General features: G+C 61.5%; 15 protein-coding genes. All 15 read right to left on the bottom strand.

Annotation, left to right across the window (positions count from 1 at the left end):
• Positions 1-38: 38 nt before the first annotated feature.
• The 15 genes from HMPREF2942_RS02160 to pyrR all read right to left on the bottom strand — a co-directional run bounded on the left by HMPREF2942_RS02160 (position 39) and on the right by pyrR (position 17,839).
• A complete protein-coding gene (locus HMPREF2942_RS02160) occupies positions 39-1,235 on the bottom strand; it encodes a ComEA family DNA-binding protein (protein WP_070688191.1) in 1,197 nt (398 codons plus the stop codon).
• 245 nt (positions 1,236-1,480) lie between these two features.
• Positions 1,481-2,446 (bottom strand): DNA-binding protein WhiA, encoded by a 966-nt coding sequence (gene whiA / locus HMPREF2942_RS02155; RefSeq protein ID WP_005505961.1) that lies wholly within the window; start codon positions 2,444-2,446, stop codon positions 1,481-1,483.
• Positions 2,447-2,529: 83 nt separating this feature from the next.
• On the bottom strand, positions 2,530-3,582 hold the full coding sequence (yvcK, locus tag HMPREF2942_RS02150) for a gluconeogenesis factor YvcK family protein (protein ID WP_012903503.1): 1,053 nt from the start codon (positions 3,580-3,582) through the stop codon (positions 2,530-2,532).
• 109 nt (positions 3,583-3,691) lie between these two features.
• Positions 3,692-4,606, bottom strand: a complete 915-nt coding sequence (rapZ, locus tag HMPREF2942_RS02145; protein WP_005505957.1) for an RNase adapter RapZ — start codon at positions 4,604-4,606, stop codon at positions 3,692-3,694.
• A 397-nt stretch (positions 4,607-5,003) separates the two neighbouring features.
• Positions 5,004-6,443: a bifunctional phosphopantothenoylcysteine decarboxylase/phosphopantothenate synthase gene (locus HMPREF2942_RS02140; RefSeq protein WP_070688189.1), complete on the bottom strand. Its 1,440-nt coding sequence runs from the start codon at positions 6,441-6,443 to the stop codon at positions 5,004-5,006.
• 30 nt (positions 6,444-6,473) lie between these two features.
• Positions 6,474-6,932: a DNA-directed RNA polymerase subunit omega gene (gene rpoZ, locus HMPREF2942_RS02135; protein WP_044150418.1), complete on the bottom strand. Its 459-nt coding sequence runs from the start codon at positions 6,930-6,932 to the stop codon at positions 6,474-6,476.
• A gap of 286 nt (positions 6,933-7,218) precedes the next feature.
• Entirely contained in the window at positions 7,219-7,776 is a 558-nt protein-coding gene (gene gmk / locus HMPREF2942_RS02130) for a guanylate kinase (protein ID WP_005505951.1), read from the bottom strand.
• 41 nt (positions 7,777-7,817) lie between these two features.
• Positions 7,818-8,198, bottom strand: coding sequence for an integration host factor, actinobacterial type (gene mihF, locus HMPREF2942_RS02125; RefSeq protein ID WP_070688188.1), 381 nt, complete (start codon positions 8,196-8,198; stop codon positions 7,818-7,820).
• Positions 8,199-8,588: 390 nt separating this feature from the next.
• Complete coding sequence (pyrF, locus tag HMPREF2942_RS02120; RefSeq protein WP_070688186.1) at positions 8,589-9,485, bottom strand: orotidine-5'-phosphate decarboxylase; 897 nt, start codon at positions 9,483-9,485, stop codon at positions 8,589-8,591.
• Positions 9,485-12,805: a carbamoyl-phosphate synthase large subunit gene (carB, locus tag HMPREF2942_RS02115; RefSeq protein WP_005508717.1), complete on the bottom strand. Its 3,321-nt coding sequence runs from the start codon at positions 12,803-12,805 to the stop codon at positions 9,485-9,487. The genes pyrF and carB overlap by 1 nt, the downstream gene beginning before the upstream one ends.
• Positions 12,806-13,993 (bottom strand): glutamine-hydrolyzing carbamoyl-phosphate synthase small subunit, encoded by a 1,188-nt coding sequence (gene carA / locus HMPREF2942_RS02110; RefSeq protein ID WP_070688183.1) that lies wholly within the window; start codon positions 13,991-13,993, stop codon positions 12,806-12,808. It lies immediately after the preceding gene.
• 164 nt (positions 13,994-14,157) lie between these two features.
• Complete coding sequence (locus HMPREF2942_RS02105; RefSeq protein WP_005508722.1) at positions 14,158-14,697, bottom strand: PH-like domain-containing protein; 540 nt, start codon at positions 14,695-14,697, stop codon at positions 14,158-14,160.
• A 143-nt stretch (positions 14,698-14,840) separates the two neighbouring features.
• A complete protein-coding gene (locus tag HMPREF2942_RS02100) occupies positions 14,841-16,142 on the bottom strand; it encodes a dihydroorotase (RefSeq protein ID WP_070506251.1) in 1,302 nt (433 codons plus the stop codon).
• A 30-nt stretch (positions 16,143-16,172) separates the two neighbouring features.
• Positions 16,173-17,174: an aspartate carbamoyltransferase catalytic subunit gene (locus tag HMPREF2942_RS02095; protein WP_049354673.1), complete on the bottom strand. Its 1,002-nt coding sequence runs from the start codon at positions 17,172-17,174 to the stop codon at positions 16,173-16,175.
• Entirely contained in the window at positions 17,171-17,839 is a 669-nt protein-coding gene (gene pyrR, locus HMPREF2942_RS02090; RefSeq protein WP_049345471.1) for a bifunctional pyr operon transcriptional regulator/uracil phosphoribosyltransferase PyrR, read from the bottom strand. The genes HMPREF2942_RS02095 and pyrR overlap by 4 nt, the downstream gene beginning before the upstream one ends.
• Between the last annotated feature and the right edge of the window lie 358 nt (positions 17,840-18,197).

The following is an 18,197-nucleotide window of genomic DNA, read 5'->3' as shown; positions in this document are numbered from 1 at the left end:
CCCCTGCGGCGTAGGCTCCCGGCGGTTCCATGCAAGCATTAGACCGTCACCAGCGGACGCAGGTTCTCCAGCATCGACGGGCCGATACCGGGCACCGCATCCAGCTCATCCACGCTGCGGAAACCGCCGTGCGCCTCACGCCAAGCAATAATGCGCTGAGCCATCGCCGGGCCAATACGCGGCAGGCTCTGCAACTCCTCAGCGGTGGCGGTGTTAATGTTCACCGGAGTTGAGCCCTTCTGTGCGCTCCCCGAAGCGGTCAGCGTGCGCGCAGGCTGAGGCTGAGCGGCATTATTCTGCGCTGCACCATTCGCCGCGTTACCCTGACCCGCATTCGCCGTGCCACCATTGGGCTGAATCTGCGCCGGAGCAGCCGTCTCACCGCGATGCGGCACATAAATCTGCACCCCGTCACTCAGCGCACCGGCAAGGTTCACACGGTCCAGGTCAGCATCCGCTGCGGCACCGGAGGCGGCGGCAATCGCATCCACGGCGCGGCCCTGCGCGGGCAGGGTGTACACGCCGGGGTTGTTTACGGCACCCGCCACGTGCACCCGCACGGTAGCCTCACCGGAGGCGCCACCCTGCGCGGATTCACTCGGGTTAGCACTCGGCTGGGCGGTCGACTGGGTGCCGGGGCTCTGCTGGGCACCCACCGCCTGCACCGACTCAGCGGAAGCACTCGGGGAGGCAAACTGCTCGGCACGCGGCGCCGCCGAAAACTGGGTCACACCCCACACCACGGCAACCAGCGCCAACACCGCCACGAGAAGCAGCACGCGCGGCGACAAGCCCCAACGGGTACTGCGGGTGGTGCCGGGCTGATCGGCCTGCTCCCATTCCGCCCAGTCGTCCACTTCGTTCCAGTCGGGCTGCTGGTCCCAGTCAGCCCAGCCGTTCGACTCCGGGCGGGATGCCTCGGGCTGGCTAGTGCCGGACTGGCTGGTAGGTGCGGGCTGGTTAGTCTTGGGCTGAGAGGTTTCACCCTGCGACGCCTCGGTATCTGTCTCCACCGGCGTTACCTCAGTGGAAATAGCCAGCGGCACGGTGTCCTCGGCATCCGGCGCACCGTTCTTGCGGGCGCGCGGGCTGCGGTAGAGGCTGTTCATCAGGGAGCGGGCGCTACGCTGCGCGCCGCTCTGCTGGGATACGTTGTCTTGCACAGCACCGTTGTCCTGTTCAGGGCTCAGGCTCTGCAGGTGGTTCTGCTCGTGGTTGGGGGTCATGCTCGTCATACCCCTACCCTAGGCTCACGCGCGCGAACGCACGAGCGCAAACAAAGAACCTGTGGATAACTCCCCTCTCGCAACGAGAAAGGAGCCATCCACAGGCTCATTTTTGAAAAATATGCGGTTTTTGTTTAAAAACGGCGGGTTCGGGTTTGTCATAAAACCGTCACAAACACCTCAGCCACACGCGCAGACACATGCCTAGCCACACGGGCAGTCAGCCCCGCGCAAGACCAGAATCTAGCCCTTGCCTAGTCCTCACGCGGCAGCTCAGTACCCGGAACGCCCAGCTCCGAAGCACGCTTATCAGCCATCACCAACAGACGGCGAATACGGCCCGCAATCGCGTCCTTCGTCATCGGCGGATCAGCCAGACGACCCAACTCATCCAGCGAAGCGTGCTTATGCAGCACACGCAGCTCACCGGCATAACGCAGGTGATCCGGCGCCTCATGACCCAGAATCTGCAGGGCACGCTCCACGCGGGCGCTCGCCGCAACAGCCGCCTGCGCGCTACGGCGCAGGTTCGCGTCATCAAAATTCGCCAGACGGTTCGCGGTCGCACGAACCTCCTTGCGGGTGCGCGCCTCACGCCACGTGGTCAGGGTGCCGGTCGCGCCCATGCGCTCCAGCAGCTGCGAAATCGTCTCGCCGTCACGGACCACCACGCGGTCGGTACCGCGCACCTCGCGCGCCTTCGCGATAATGTCCAGGCGACGAGCCGCACCCACCAGCGCGAGCGCCGCCTCCGGGCCGGGGCAGGTAATCTCCAGCGAGGAGGAACGACCCGGCTCAGTCAGCGAACCGTGCGCCAGGAACGCACCGCGCATGACCGCTTCGGCGTCCTGCAGGGAACCGTTCACCACGGCCGGCGGCAGGCCACGCACCGGGCGGCCGCGCAAATCCAGCAGACCGGTCTGGCGAGCCAGCGCCTCACCGCCGTGATCCACGCGCACGATGTACCTGCCGCCTCGACGCAGACCACCACCGCTGACGCTGGTCAGCTCAGAGTCGTGGCCGTAAATCTCCGCGATGGTGCGGCGCATGCGGTGGGCGGTTGCCTCGTGGTCGACCTCAGACTCCACCACGATTCGCCCCGAGACAATGTGCAGGCCTCCGGTAAAACGCAGAATCGTAGAGATTTCTGCCTTACGAGCAGAGACTTTCGTTGCCTCGTAGTTGGCGAGTTCGTCCTTGACGAGCGTGGTTAATGCCATGAACAGGTCCTTCTGGGCGTAGTGTCTAAGAGTCTATAACTTCGGGAAATGGGCACACCAAAATAGCAGCCGCAACGGTGATTCTAGGAGCTCAGCTCAAACGCTTCGTTATACGCAGCCGCAAGCTTCAGCGGGTCGTGCACATTCGGCTGGGAGCTCGAACGCAGGTGCGCCCACACAACCTTCGCACCCATCGCAGAAGCCTCACGCTCCAGCTCGGAACGGTGATCAGCCTGCATGTCAGCGTCAGCAATCACCGCGTCAAGGTGAAGCTTCGGGGCGTACTGGCGCAACAAATCCAGGTGCGTTGCCGGGGTGAAGCCGACTGTCTCCTTATCGTCGGAGAGGTTCATGACCACGCAGCGGCGTGCCTCCGTGCGGATAATCGCCTCACGCTGAGCGTCCAACAGCAGATGCGGCAGAACCGATGTACGCCACGAACCCGGACCCAAAACAATCCAGTCGGATTCCTCAATGGCGGAGAGCGCCTCCGGGCAGGGGCGAGCATTCTCAGGGGTCAAACCGATATCGTGAACCCGCTCCTCCTTCGAGAGGTTCACCTGGCCGACCACCTTCACGCGCTCAATACCGCCGCCGTTATGTTCACGCAGCACGGTGCCGTAAATGACCATCGGATCCAGCGCCATCGGCAGCACGCGGCCGCGTGCATTCAGCAGGGCACCCGCCCAGTCCAGGCCGGCAACCGGGTCATCCAGCAGCTGCCAGAGAGTCGCAATCAGCAGGTTACCGAGAGCATGGTAATCCAGCGGGAACTCACCCTCGTACCCCTCGGGCGCGCTAAAACGATGCTGCATCACATCACGCCACGTGCGACCCCAATCGGTGTCATCACACAGCGCAGAAAGCGCCATACGCAAATCTCCCGGAGGGAGAATACCCATCTCCTCACGCAAACGACCCGACGAACCGCCATCGTCAGCAACCGTCACAACAGCCGTCAAATCAGGCGTGACGTGGCGCAACGCAGACAGGGAACCGTACAGCCCGTGACCGCCGCCCATCGCCGTGACCTTCGGCGAACGGTGCGTGGTCTTCAACAGGCGCAACGCCTGAGTCGGCAGAGCCGGCAGGCGCGGAATACCCTGAGTGTCATAACTGGTCGAATGGGTGGACATAGTAATACCTCACATACCCGGAAGGAATGGTATGCCGGCCCCACGGTGTGCGGGGCCGGACGGCGGCTAATGAAACACGACGCGGTGGTTGGGACGCGCCGGGCGGAACTTACTCGCGGCCCTTGTCACGGTGCTGAACATTCACGTTCAGCTCACCGAAAGCAGAGAGACGACGAGCCAGTTCTTCCGTCACAGCCACGGAACGGTGCTTACCACCGGTGCAGCCAATTGCGATGGTGGCGTAGTACTTGCCCTCACGGCGGTAGCCCTCAAGCACGGGGCGAAGAGCCGCAAGGTAGTTGCTGATGAACTCCTCGGTACCTGCGTGCTCCAGCACGTAGTCGCGCACCGGGGCGTCCTGACCAGTCAGGGGGCGCAGCTCCGGAACCCAGTGCGGGTTCGGGATGAAACGCATATCAGCCATGTAGTTAGCGTCCGAAGGCGCACCGTACTTGAAGCCGAAGCTCATCACGGTCAGGTTCAGCTTCTTATCCGCACCCTCAGCAAACATTTCACGCACGGTACGAGCCAGCTCGTGAACGTTCATGCCGGTGGTGTCAATGGTGCGGTCAGAAGCGAGGCGCAGACCTTCGAAGAGAGTGCGTTCAGCGCGGATACCGTCGAGGACGCGGCCCTCACCCTGCAGCGGGTGCGGGCGGCGCTGAGCCTCGTAGCGGGCAATAATGGTTTCGTCCTTGGCGTCAAGGAAGAGCATGGAGAAGTCAATATCGGACTTGCGCAGAGTCTCAATCGCAGCGGGAAGATCGGAGAACAGTGCGCGGGCGCGAACGTCAATGCCGAGCGCCACCTTCGGAACTCGTGCACCGTCGCGGGTCACCAGCTCAGCCAGGGAACCGAGCATCTGCGGCGGGATGTTATCGATAACGTACCAGCCCTCATCCTCCAGCACGTTTGCGACAGTGCTGCGGCCTGCACCGGAAATACCGGTGATCACCAGAATCTGAGGACGCTCCTCACTCTGGGCGGACTGTACCGTGGCGGGCTTGCTCTGATTCTCGGGCATGGTGCTTCTTCCCCTTCAACGCGAAATACTCTCTATGCCATGATACAAGACCTTTATCTGACGGTTCGGGGGTACGGTCAGAAATTTCACCAGTATGACAGAAATATGAGACACTCCCCCGGCGGAACCCCAGAAGAAAGAAACCCGCATCACAAGTGCTTGCTCATAATGCTCTCCAAGGGAGTCTAAAGAAGGAGGCGGGTGACAGAGTCGGGCGGCAGAGCTACGGAGGGTACACCAGATCCACGGAGAGTAAACCAGAGCCACAGAGGGTACAGCAAAGCCCGCGCGATACCTCCCACAGGAGATACCGCACGGGCTTCACACCATATACGCCTGCGAACTACGAACGCTGCGAAACTTTACGCGGATGCGCCAGGTTGCCTTAGACGAAAACTCAGGCAGAAAGCTCAGGCAGGAAAGCCGCCACATGCTCCAGCAGGCGCACCGACAGTTCCTTCTTCGAACCGGAGAACACCGGCGCCTCATCATTCAGGGTCGACAGCAACGTAATCGTGTTATCGTCCGTGCCGAAACCACGATTCACGCCCACCGTATTGACCGCCAAGAAGTCCGTGCCCTTACGCTGCAGCTTCTCACGACCCAGCTCCAACGGAGTCTTCTCCGCCGAACCGGTCTCCGCCGCAAAACCAACAATGAGCTTCGGGCCGAGGGTGCTCTCCCCCGCCTTACGAGCCTGCTGGCGGCGCACCACGACCTCACGCAGAATATCCGGGTTGCGTACCAGCTGAATCACCGGCGCATCCTCAGAATCGGCGCTCTTCTTAATCTTGAACTCGGCAAACTCGGCGGGCCTAAAATCAGCCACCGCCGCAGACATGATCAGCACATCCGCCGCCGCGCTCGCCTCAAGTGTCGCCTCACGCAGATCCAGGGCGCTCACCACGCGGGTCACCTGCACACCCTCCGGCGCGGGAACCTCAAGGTTCGCACCGATCAGGTGCACGGTCGCGCCCAGGTCGCGTGCCGCCTCCGCGAGCGCCACACCCTGCTTGCCGGTCGAACGGTTGCCGAGGAAACGTACCGGGTCCAGCGCCTCACGGGTGCCGCCGGCGGTAATGACCACGAGGCGACCGGACAGAGGACCATGCAGCGATTCGGATGCGCCAGTTGCCTGGCTGGGTTCAATCTGACCAGGCTCAGCCTTGCCCGAATCACCCTTCCCCAGCAACGCCGAAGTCAGCGTCGCCGCACGCGCCGCCGCCATACGCTCCTGCTCCGTACCCGTGTACAGGGGCTCAGTCGGCGCGTAACCGGGCGTGTACACCGGGTGCACCTGACCCTTCGGGAAGCGGGCAATCACATCCAGAGCCACCGCGAAAATATCCTCCGGCTCAGGCATGCGACCCGGACCAGAATCCGGGCCAGTCAAACGCCCAATCGCAGGCTCAATCACGTGATAACCCCACGAACGCAGAATCTGCACATTCGCCTGAGTCGCCGGATGCTCCCACATCTGGGTGTGCATCGCCGGCGCCAAAATCACCGGGGCGTGCGTCGTCAACACGGTAGAGGACAGCAAATCGTCAGCACGACCAGCCGCCAAACGAGCCAGCAAATCAGCGGTCGCCGGGGCAATCACCACAGCGTCAGCCTGCTCAGCCTGACGCACGTGGTTCACCTCCGGCACACGGTCAAACACGTCCGTTGAGACGGGGTTGCCGCTCAGCGCCTCCAGGGTGGGAACACCCACGAACTTCGTCGCGTTCGGGGTGGGCATGGCGATTACCTCGTCGCCATTCTTCGCAAAAAGACGAAGGAGCATCGCCGCCTTATACGCAGCAATGCCCCCTCCAATACCAACGATAATGCGCATGGTACGTCAAAGAATCCTTGTAGAAGCAGATTACTCAGCGGACTCGTCGAGGATAACCTCTTCGATAGCAATAACCTCTTCGCTACCTGCGGGGATGTACTCCTCCTCGATAGCGCCAGAGAACTCAGCCGCGCTGAAATCAATCACAGCGGACAGATCCTCGGGAATCGGGTAGCCGTCCTCATCGAACTTAGCGTCCGGGCGGTGCTCCGCCACAACACGGTCAGCAATGATTTCACGCATTGCCACCGACAGGGACTTCTCGTTCGACTCAGCGTCAACCAGCGGGCCAACGTGCGCAGCAGTATTGTCCTGCAGGTTAGCGTAGTACGCGTTAATCTGGCGTGCACGGCGGGCACCGAAAATCACCAGGCCGTACTTGGACTCCGCCTTCTCAATCAGCGCGTCAGCGCTGGGGCTCACGATGCCCTCGGGAGCGACACCGTCAACGAAGTTGTAGTCCTCGTGTTCCTTGATTTCGTTTGCCACTAAAAACTCCAAATAGCTTGATGGAATGTACGTACCGAACACCCCCGCACACCGTTCGCGCTATGGCGCAAACCGGGCGCACTGAGGGCACGGTCAAAACTAAAGAACTATTCTACCCTCTCAACGGCTAAAACGCACGTACCAGCCTGGATAAAAGATGCCAACCCAGACAAAAAGGTGGGGGTTCGAAGAAAACTCTTCGAAACCCCCACCTTTCACAACGCCTCACGGCAGAACTACAGGTCGGAAGAAACTCTAGCCCCACCGCAAACGCAAAGCATGCAGATTAGGCGGCGCCAATCAGCTCAGCAATCTCCTTCGCTGCACGCTCAACAGAGTCGTTGACGACCGTGACGTCAAATTCCTTCTCAGCAGCCAACTCAACCTTCGCGGTTTCAAGGCGACGAGCTTGCTCCTGCTCACTCTCGGTACCTCGACCCACCAGACGCGACACCAGCTCATCCCAGCTCGGAGGAGCCAAGAAAATCAGGCGAGCATCAGGCATGGTCTCGCGAATCTGGCGAGCACCCTGCAGGTCAATCTCAAGAATCACCGGGCGGCCAGCATCCAGAGCCTCCTGAACCTTAGCGCGCGGAGTACCGTACTTGTTCTTACCGTGCACCACAGCGTACTCAAGCATCTGACCGTCAGCAATCATCTGGTCAAACTCTTCCATCGAAACGAAATAGTAGTGAGTACCGTCAACCTCACCGGGGCGAGGATCACGAGTGGTAGCGGAAACAGAGAACCACACGTTCGGGTAGTTCTCACGAATGTACTGGCACACCGTACCCTTGCCAACAGCAGTGGGGCCAGCCAGTACGGTGAGAGTCGGCTGAGACATAGCTTCCTTACTGCGCCTTCATCGGCTGAAGGCACGAGGTATTAGGACTGAGAAGGCTCGGAAGACTGACCAGCAGTCTTACGACGTGCACGGTTCAAATACCGCGAATTACGGTTGAAGTACTCCACCATCTTGCGACGCTGGTGTACACCCAGGCCGCCAAGGCGGCGAGTCGGTGCAATATGAAGTTCTTCAATGATGCGTTCAGCTCGAACGGCACCAATGCCCGGAAGTGCGCGCAGCATCTGCCCCACCGGCATTTTAGCCAGTGCAGGGTCGGAATCGACCATATCGAGCACCTGACGCACGGAAAGTTCACGTTCACTCAGTGCACGCTTAATTTCCTGGCGGTGTGCTCGGGCAAGTACTGCCTTCTCGCGGGCGGAGGCGCGCGCATCCTCAGTTAGCGGAGTCAGCGGCATGGTTGGGTCCCCCATTTCTGCGAGTTATAGAATTTTACTTATCAACTAATGTAACACGGATAGCACGAGAACCCTCGTTCCACCCGCGGCACTCACCCTCGCACCAACAATGCGTCTACGCACGTCAGCACGTAAATATCAGGGAGTACCCCTATAGCATAGCGGAGTATTCGCCCTATCAAAAGCGGAACCACGCACGCGCCTCAAAGAGCAGGCGCGCTCCCCCACTACAGAGGTGAGCAAACTCGCATCGGCGCGAGCGGGCGGGAGAAAAATTATGCATGCGGATGTACCGAAAAAATGCGATAAAACACGCAAAAGGGGCGCGCACCCCGAGCAGACTCTCAATAGAATCCACTCGGAGCACACGCCCCTCACATAACACGCGAACTACGCGCCGCGAGCCGCCAACAGGTCATCACGAGCCGCCTGCGCAGCCTGCGCCAAACCCTCAACCGACGGGCCAGCAGCAAGCACGCCACGGCTGGAATTCACCAGCACCTGCGACTCAACACCCGCAAACACGCGGTACAAATCAGCCGCCGAAGCGCCCTGCGCACCATAACCCGGCGACAGAATCGGGCCGTTGAACACACTCAGGTCAATACCCAAATCAACCAGCGCCTGACCAACAGTCGCGCCAACTACCAGGCCGCACGGGCCCATCTGCTCCCACTGGCGGGAAGCATTCTCAGCGGTAGCCGCAGCGATAATACGCTTAGCCACAGCGCCCCCAGACTCTCCGGAATGACCCTCAGCCTCGCCGGAATGACCAGACTCAGACGCGCCCACGTGCTGAACGCTCTTACCCTCGGGGTTCGAGGTCAGCGCCAGCACGAACGTGCCGCGGTCATTCTCATCCGCCAAATCCAGCGCCGGACGCAGCGACTCAAAGCCCAGGTACGGGCTCAAAGTCACCGAATCGGTACCCAGCGGCGAGGAGGATCCGAGCCACGCATCCGCGTACGCCTTCATGGTCGAACCGATATCGCCGCGCTTAGCGTCAGCAACAATCAGCACACCATCAGCGGCAGCGCGGGCAAACAGCGCCTCCAGCACAGCAAGACCAGCCGAACCGTGACGCTCAAACAGCGCCACCTGAGGCTTCAACGCCGCCGCAAACGGGGCGCAACCCTCATAGACCGCCTCAGTAAAAGCAGCCAGACCGGCAGCGGAATCCTCAAGACCCCACTGCTCCAGCAGGTTCGGATGCGGGTCAATACCCACACACAGCGGGCCGCGCTCCGCCATCGCCTTCGCCAGACGATCACCAAAAGCAGCGGACATTACGCCTCGCCACCCTCGGAACGAGCATCCACAGCGGCAGCCAGCTGAACGCCGTGCTCCTGCAGGCTCATGATGTCCCAGCTGTGCTCACGCAGAGCATTAATCGCCTGAACAGCCGCAGCGAACTCAGAAATGGTAGTCATGACCGGGCAGCCCACCGAAACCGCAGCGGCACGAATCTCGTAACCATCGCTACGAGCAGCACCACCAGCAGGGGTGTTCAGAATCAGGTCAATATCACCATTGCGGACCATGTCCACAATCGAGTGGTCGCCATTCGCCTCAGCGAACTTCGAAGCCACAATCACCGAGTTCAAGCCGTTACGGCGCAGAATCTCAGCGGTACCACCGGTCGAAACGATCTCAAAGCCCAGCGACTCCAGCATCTTCGCGTAAATAATGACGTTACGCTTATCGTGGTTAGCCACCGAAATGAACACCTTACCGGAGGTCGGCAGCGGCGAACCAGCACCAGCCTGAGCCTTCGCGAACGCGGTGTCATAGTGCTTATCCAGACCCATGACCTCACCGGTCGAACGCATCTCCGGGCTCAGCAGCGAATCCACCACAACACCCTCGGGGGTGCGGAAACGAGCGAACGGCAGAACCGCAGCCTTCACAGCAATCGCGGTTTCCTCAGGCAGGGACGCGCCATCCATGTTCGACGGCAGGTAACCCTCAGCCTTCAGCTCAGCAATGCTCTTACCCAGACCAATCAGCACAGCAGCCTTAGCCATCTGCACGCCGGTAGCCTTCGACACGAACGGAACAGTACGAGACGCACGCGGGTTCGCCTCAATCACGTACAGGTTCTCAGACACGTACGCGAACTGAATGTTAATCAGGCCGCGCACACCGGTGCCGCGAGCAATCTTCTCGGTAGCGTCCTTCACCTTCGCGATGATGTCCGGGCCGAGAGTAATCGGAGGCAGAGTACAGGAGGAGTCACCCGAGTGAATACCGGCTTCCTCAATGTGCTCCATGACGCCGCCCAAGTACAGCTCCTCGCCGTCGAACAGGGCGTCAACGTCAATCTCGATAGCGTCCTCAAGGAACTTATCAATCAGAGCAGGCTGCGAGGGCGAAACCTCGGTAGCGTTCTCCAGGTAGCGTGCCAGGTTCGCCTCATCATAGACGATCTCCATGCCACGGCCACCCAGCACGTACGAAGGACGAACCAGAACCGGGTAACCAATCTCATCAGCGATGCGCTTAGCACCCTCGAAAGTGAACGCGGTACCGTTCTTGGGCGAAATCAGGCCGCCCTCCTCCAGCACGCGGGAGAACTCGCCGCGGTCCTCGGCCAGGTCAATAGCCTCGGGGGTGGTGCCCAGAATCGGCACGCCCGCATCCTTCAGGGCACGAGCCAGCTTCAGCGGGGTCTGACCGCCCAGCTGAACGAACACGCCCATCAGGCCGCCGGTACGACGCTCCGACTCAACAATCTCAAGCACATCCTCAAGGGTGAGCGGCTCAAAGTACAGGCGAGTCGAAATATCGTAGTCAGTCGAAACGGTCTCGGGGTTGCAGTTGACCATGACGGTCTCGTAACCCAGCGAACGCAGCACCAGCGAAGCGTGCACGCACGAGTAGTCGAACTCGATACCCTGACCGATGCGGTTCGGGCCCGAACCCAGAATCATAATCGAGGGCTTCTCGTGGTGAGCAACCTCATCCTCCAGGTCGTAGGAGGAGTAGTGGTACGGAGTGAACGCCTCAAACTCGGCTGCACAGGTGTCAACAGTCTTGAAGACCGGGCGGATACCCAGAGCGTGGCGAACACCGCGCACGACATCCTCAGAAGAGCCGATAATCTCAGCAATCTGAGCGTCCGAGAAACCGTGACGCTTAGCCAGCTTCAGGGTCTCCGGGTCAAGGTTGTCACGCTTAGCGTGAACCACGCCGGCAACCTCATTCAGCAGCACCAGCTGATCCAGGAACCACGGGTCAATCTTGGTAGCCTCGTGCAGCTGCTCCACGGTAGCGCCAGCCAGCAGAGCCTGCTGAACCTGGTAAATACGCTGAGTGGTCGCAACCTTAGTCTTCTCAATCAGCTCAGCCAGCTCAGCCTCAGACAGAGACAGCGGCTTGAACGAGAAGGACGCGCCCTTCTGCTCCAGCGAACGCATCGCCTTCTGCAGAGCCTCAGTGAAGTTACGGCCCAGAGCCATAGCCTCGCCAACACTCTTCATGGTGGTGGTCAGGGTCGGGTCAGCAGCCGGGAACTTCTCAAACGCGAAGCGCGGAACCTTCACGACCACGTAGTCGAGGGTCGGCTCGAAGGATGCCGGGGTCTTCTGGGTGATATCGTTCGGGATCTCATCCAGGGTGTAACCCAGGGACAGCTTGGTCGCAATCTTCGCAATCGGGAAGCCGGTAGCCTTCGACGCGAGCGCCGAAGAACGAGACACGCGCGGGTTCATCTCAATGACGATGATGCGGCCGGTCTTCGGGTCAATCGCGAACTGGATGTTACAACCACCGGTGTCCACGCCAACCTCACGAATCACGTTGATCGCGATGTCGCGCAGCTTCTGGAACTCACGGTCGGTCAGGGTCAGTGCGGGTGCCACGGTGATGGAGTCACCGGTGTGCACGCCCACGGGGTCGAAGTTTTCGATGGAGCAGACGACCACGACGTTGTCGTTGGTGTCACGCATCATCTCCAGCTCGTATTCCTTCCAGCCGAGGATGGACTCCTCCAGCAGGACCTCGCTGGTCGGCGAGTACTGAATACCGGCGCCGGCAATACGGTAGAGGTCTTCCTCGTTGTACGCCATACCCGAGCCGAGACCACCCATGGTGAAGGAGGGGCGGACCACCATCGGGTAGCCCAGCTCCTTAGCTGCTTCCAGCGCCTCCGGCATGGAGTGAACAATCACCGAGCGTGCAGACTCGCCGCCGGCGCGCTCCACCACGCCCTTGAATGCTTCACGGTCCTCACCGAGGTTAATCGCCTCAATGTTCGCGCCGATCAGCTCAACGTTGTACTTGGAGAGCACGCCGCGCTCATCCAGGGAGATAGCCGCGTTCAGCGCGGTCTGACCACCCAGGGTCGGCAGGATTGCGTCCGGCTTTTCCTTCTCGATGATCTTCTCAATCACCTCGGGGGTGATGGGTTCAATGTAGGTGGCGTCCGCGAACTCGGGGTCGGTCATGATGGTTGCCGGGTTCGAGTTCACGAGGATGACGCGCACGCCCTCCTCCTTCAGCACGCGCAGTGCCTGAGTGCCGGAGTAGTCAAATTCCGCTGCCTGACCGATGACGATGGGGCCGGAACCGATGACGAGGACGCTATTAAGGTCAGTACGACGAGGCATTTATGCTTCCTTTGCAGTCTTGGTTGCGACCATCAGGTCGATGAAACGGTCAAAGAGGTAGGCGGAATCGTGCGGGCCCGCAGCAGCCTCGGGGTGGTACTGCACGGAGAACGCGGGGATGTCCTTACAGGTCAGGCCCTCAACCACGTTGTCGTTCAGACCCACGTGGGAGACCATGACCTGACCAAACTCGGCGTTCGGTGCGGTCACGTAGTCGCCAATCGGCGCGTCCACAGCGAAGCCGTGGTTCTGCGCGGTGATTTCAACCTTGCCGGTGGTCTTATCCATGACCGGCTGGTTGATGCCGCGGTGGCCGAAGGGCAGCTTGTAGGTGCCGAAACCCAGGGCGCGGCCGAGTAGCTGGTTACCGAAGCAGATGCCGAAGAACGGGGTGCCCTTACGCAGCACGCCCTGTAGCAGCTCAACCTGCTCGTCAGCGGTTGCCGGGTCACCGGGGCCGTTGGAGAAGAACACGCCGTCGGGGTTGTGGGAGTAGATGTCCTCGAGGGTTGCGCTTGCGGGCAGCACGTGCACGCGCACGCCACGCTCAGCGAAACGCTGCGGGGTCATCGACTTAATGCCCAGGTCCAGGGCGACAACGGTTGCGACCGGGGGTGCGAACCAGTTGAACTGGTGCGGCTCAACGGTGTAGGCGGTGTCAACCGAAACGGAGTCAGCGAGCTTACGGCCAGCCATCGGCTCGGAGGCGCACACCTCCTCCAGCAGTTCAGCTTCGGGGCGTTCTGCGTGCTCACCGGAGAACACGCCCGCACGCATCGAACCGCTCGAACGCAGGCGGCGGGTCAGGGAGCGAGTGTCAATGCCCTGAATACCGACGATGCCCTGCTCGATGAGCTCTTCGTCGAGGGTGCGCTCAGAACGCCAGTTGGATGCCACACGTGCGGCGTCGCGAACCACGTAGCCGGCAACCCAAATCTTGCGGGACTCAGCGTCGGTGGTGTTCACGCCGGTGTTGCCGATATGGGGAGCGGTCTGAACCACAATCTGACCCGCGTAGGAGGGGTCGGTCAGGGTTTCCTGGTAGCCGGTCATACCGGTCGAGAAAACCGCCTCGCCCAGGGACGCGCCGGTTGCGCCGTAGCCGTAGCCGCGGTAGACGGTGCCGTCCTCCAGGACGAGCAGCGCGCGGTCCGTACGCAGGGCGCCGGATCGTGTCATGTCAGTCATGCTCTTCTTCCTTTTCTCTGGTGTTCTCCCCCGCTTCCTGTACGGCCTCTACCGTGCAGGTTCCGGGGTAGTCTATGGTGCCTTCGGCGGGTGTTCGCCTGACCTCAGGCAAAATCTATGGGTGTGGGTGCACCGGGTATTGCGCCGGGATATTACACCGGGATTTAGGCTTCCGGTTCTGCCGCCCACTTCTCGGGCGCATCCACCGCATTCGGGGCGATGCGGCGCAGCTCCCGCAGTACCGCCTGCTTGTCCTCGGCGTAGCGGGTGCGGAAGCCGGTCTGCACGCGGTGACCGTCCAGGGTCCAACCAATCACGACCAGGCCGTTCTTCTCCACAACCTTGCCCGCCATACCGCGGTCGGTGGTGATGACTGCGAGCTTCTTCGCCGGAATCCACAGGTCCTTCGCGCCGTTACGGGTGAAGATGATGCTGTCCGGGTAAATCAGCAGGGTGGACTTGCTCTTGAAGCCGAGCGAATCGAAACCCACGCGGTCCAGCCAGTTACCGAAGATCGTGGTGCTGACGTACTCGCCCTCGAAAGCGGCGTCAGCGGTCATACCCTCGTAGCGTTCGGGAACTTCCTTGAGGGAGCCGAACATGTTCGCCTGGCGTGCCAGGCGCGAGCGCCATCCGTGCCACATGCCGTAGATGCACAGGGCGACCAGGGCGATGCAGATGACGGCGGTCAGGAACTTTCCCACGAAGGTTCTCTCTTTCGGTTGGGGTCTCGGTCGATGATCTCGGCCTGGGTTGGTGAGGTTGGGGACGGTGCTCCCGGCGAGGCGGTGGCAGGCGTGAACCTACCACCGCCAGGCACGGTCACTACGTACGTTTGCCTCGCGGGTTAACGGCGCGGGGTTGCCAGCTCGCCGTTCAGCACGGTCGGGTGGCCAGCGTAGAAGGTTGCACGGATCGAGCCGGGTACCTCCATGTCGCGGTAGGGGTTGTTCTTACCCTTGGTTGCCTGCTCCTCCGGCTTGATGACGCGGGTTGCCTTCGGGTCGACCAGCACAATGTTTGCCGGTTCGCCTTCGGCAAGCGGGCGGCCCTGCTCGTGGTCCAGGCGACCAATCTTCGCGGGCTCCTCGGAGAGGATGCGTGCCACATCGCGCCAGGTAATCATGCCGGTGTCAACCAGGGTCATCTGGATGATGGACAGTGCCTGCTCCAGGCCGGTCATACCGTTCGCGGCGCACGCCCACTCGCATTCCTTGGTCTCTGCCGGGTGCGGTGCGTGGTCGGTACCAATCACGTCGATGATGCCGTCAGCAACAGCCTGACGCAGCGCCATGACGTCCTCTTCGGTGCGCAGCGGCGGGTTCACCTTGAAAATCGGGTCGTAGGTGCGTGCGGTCTCGTCGGTGAGCAGCAGGTGGTGCGGGGTTGCCTCCGCGGTCACCTTCACACCGCGGGACTTAGCCCAGCGCACAACCTCAATGGAGCCCTTGGTGGACAGGTGGCAGATGTGCAGCTTGGAGTCCAGGTGCTCAGCCAGCAGCACGTCGCGGGCAATGATTGCCTCTTCAGCGACGGCGGGCCAGCCGGTCAGGCCCAGGTCAGCGGACACCTTACCTTCGTTCATCTGGGCGCCTTCGGTCAGGCGCGGCTCCTGTGCGTGCTGTGCAATAACGCCGTCGAAGGTCTTGACGTATTCGAGGGCGCGGCGCATCACTGCGGGGTCGTACACGCACATGCCGTCGTCAGAGAACACGCGCACGTTCGCGGTGGAGTTCGCCATGCCGCCAATGTCGGAGAGGCGCTCGCCCTTCAGACCCACGGTCACTGCGCCGATGGGCTGCACGCGGCACCATGCGGATTCCTTGCCGAGGCGGTCAACCTGCTCAACGACTGCGGCGGTGTCTGCCACGGGCATGGAGTTTGCCATGGCGAACACTGCGGTGTAGCCGCCCAGGGCTGCTGCGCGGGTGCCGGTCTCGACGGTTTCGGATGCCTCGTAGCCGGGCTGACGCAGGTGGGTGTGAATGTCGACCAGGCCGGGCAGCGCCACCTGGCCTGCCGCCTCGACTACCTGTGCGTCTGCTGCGTCAATGTTCTCTGCGATGCGGCTAATCACGCCGTCCTCGATGAGGATGTCGGCGACCTTTTCGCCGTAGAGGCTTGCGCCCTTAATCAGGTACTTGCTCATGGTGTTGGTTCCTCTCGTTAGGAAGGTCGTTTAGGATTCGTCGCCGGCGTAGAGCTTGGCGCTGGAGCCGTCGGTCAGAAGCAGGTAGAGCACCGCCATGCGTAGCGCCACACCGTTGCTGACCTGGCGTAGGACCCAGGAGTTGGTGGCGTCGGCGGCTTCGGTGCAGATTTCCAGGCCGCGGTTCATGGGGCCCGGGTGCAGGATTGCGACCGGCTGCGGCTGCGCCTGCAGGGTTGCGAAGCGTTCGGCGGTCAGGCCCCACAGGTCGGTGTACTCCTCTGCGGAGGGGAAGTACGCGGCGTTCATGCGTTCCTTCTGGATGCGCAGCAGCATGACGGCGTCGGGGTTGGTGGCGATGGCTTCGTCAAAGTCGTGGAAGATTTCCAGGCCGGCTTCTTCAACCCAGGAGGCGGTGTTCAGCGGCAGCAGGGTCGGCGGCGCGACGAAGACGACCTGCGCGCCGAGGGTGGTCAGCAGCCAGAGGTTGGAGCGTGCCACGCGCGAGTGCAGGATGTCACCGACGATGAGCACGCGCATGCCGGAGAGGTCGGTGCCGCGGGGGCTGTCGAGGCCGTCGCGTTCTGCCTTGTACTGGCGCAGGGATACGGCGTCGAGCAGTGCCTGGGTGGGGTGTGCGTGGGTGCCGTCACCCGCGTTGAGTACGGGGATATCGGTCCAGCCTGCCTCGGCGAGGCGCTGCGGCGCGCCGGATGCCGAGTGGCGGATCACGAACGCATCCGCGGCAATCGCCTTGAGGGTCTGCGCGGTGTCCTTGAGCGACTCGCCCTTAGACAGGGAGGAGCCAGATGCGGAGAAGTTGGTGACGGCGGCGCCCAGGCGCTTCTCTGCGGCTTCGAAGGAGAGGCGGGTTCGGGTGGAGTCCTCGAAGAAGAGGTTGACGACGGTCTTGCCGTTGAGCACGTTGAGGGTGCGGTTTTCGGCTTTGACCTGCGCCATGTAGTCGGCGACGTCAAGGATTTCGATGGCTTCTTCGCGGGTTAGTTCGCGGGTGTCGAGCAGATGCTTCATGAGAGCCCTCCCAGCTGGATAATGTCAACTCGGTCTGTTGCGTTGTCGGTTTCAGTCAGTACGACGCGCACGGTTTCGCTGGCGCTGGTGGGCAGGTTTTTGCCCACGTGGTCGGCGCGGATGGGTAGTTGCCGGTGTCCGCGGTCTACGAGGACTGCCAGGCGTACGAGGGCGGGTCGTCCGTGGGCGTTGAGTGCGTCGAGGGCGGCGCGTACGGTGCGGCCGGAGTAGAGGACGTCGTCAACGAGGACTACGGTTTTGCCTTCAATGCCGATGGTGGGCATGATGCTTTCCCCTGCGGTGTCTGGGGAGGTGGTGCCGCCGGTTCGCTGGTCGTCGCGGTAGGCGGTGATGTCCAGGGCGCCGATTCGTGTTTCTGCGTTGAAGTTCGGCTCGATGGCTTGGATGCGGGCTGCGAGTCGTACGGCAAGGGGCACGCCGCGGGAGCGGATGCCGATGAGTACGAGGTTTTCTACGCCTTTATTGGTTTCGATGATTTCGTAGGCGATGCGGGTGAGGGCGCGGCGGATTTCGTCCTCGCTGAGGATGGTGCGGCCGACGGTGGTCGCGTCCTCGGAGGTGCTTTGAGGGGTTGCCGAATGGGGGGCTGCGGTTAGATTTCGCCCCTGATTCGCGCCGGATGTGGGTACAGTTGACCCAGGCATAGCCGTCTCCTTCCCCGCCTCACGGGACGGATTTAAAGGTTTTGTGCTTCTAGTAGGGTACCACAGTTCACAGGCTACGTTCAGGTTCGGCGAGAGACCGCTCACGGTGAGGGGGCTGCAAGAATATTTCAGAGAATTAGGCACGGTGCAATAGGTGGAGCCCCCACCTGCATGCCGATATGTGCCCCTGTGTACATCTCGGGACACCTTTACCTGCACTGAAATGAATAGAAAATTGGCAAAATGAACAAATAATACGCCGGGGTGTGTGCTCTGTGGATATATGTTAGGGTAATGGCATCAACCGATAACATTCCGCTGAATTCCACACGTTGTTGCGTGGATAATTCAGCGGTTT

The sequence above is a fragment of the Rothia sp. HMSC071C12 genome (assembly GCF_001813895.1).
Classification (GTDB): domain Bacteria; phylum Actinomycetota; class Actinomycetes; order Actinomycetales; family Micrococcaceae; genus Rothia; species Rothia mucilaginosa.
Note: the sequence above shows the minus strand (reverse complement) of the source record. Positions and strands in the feature narration are given on the sequence as shown.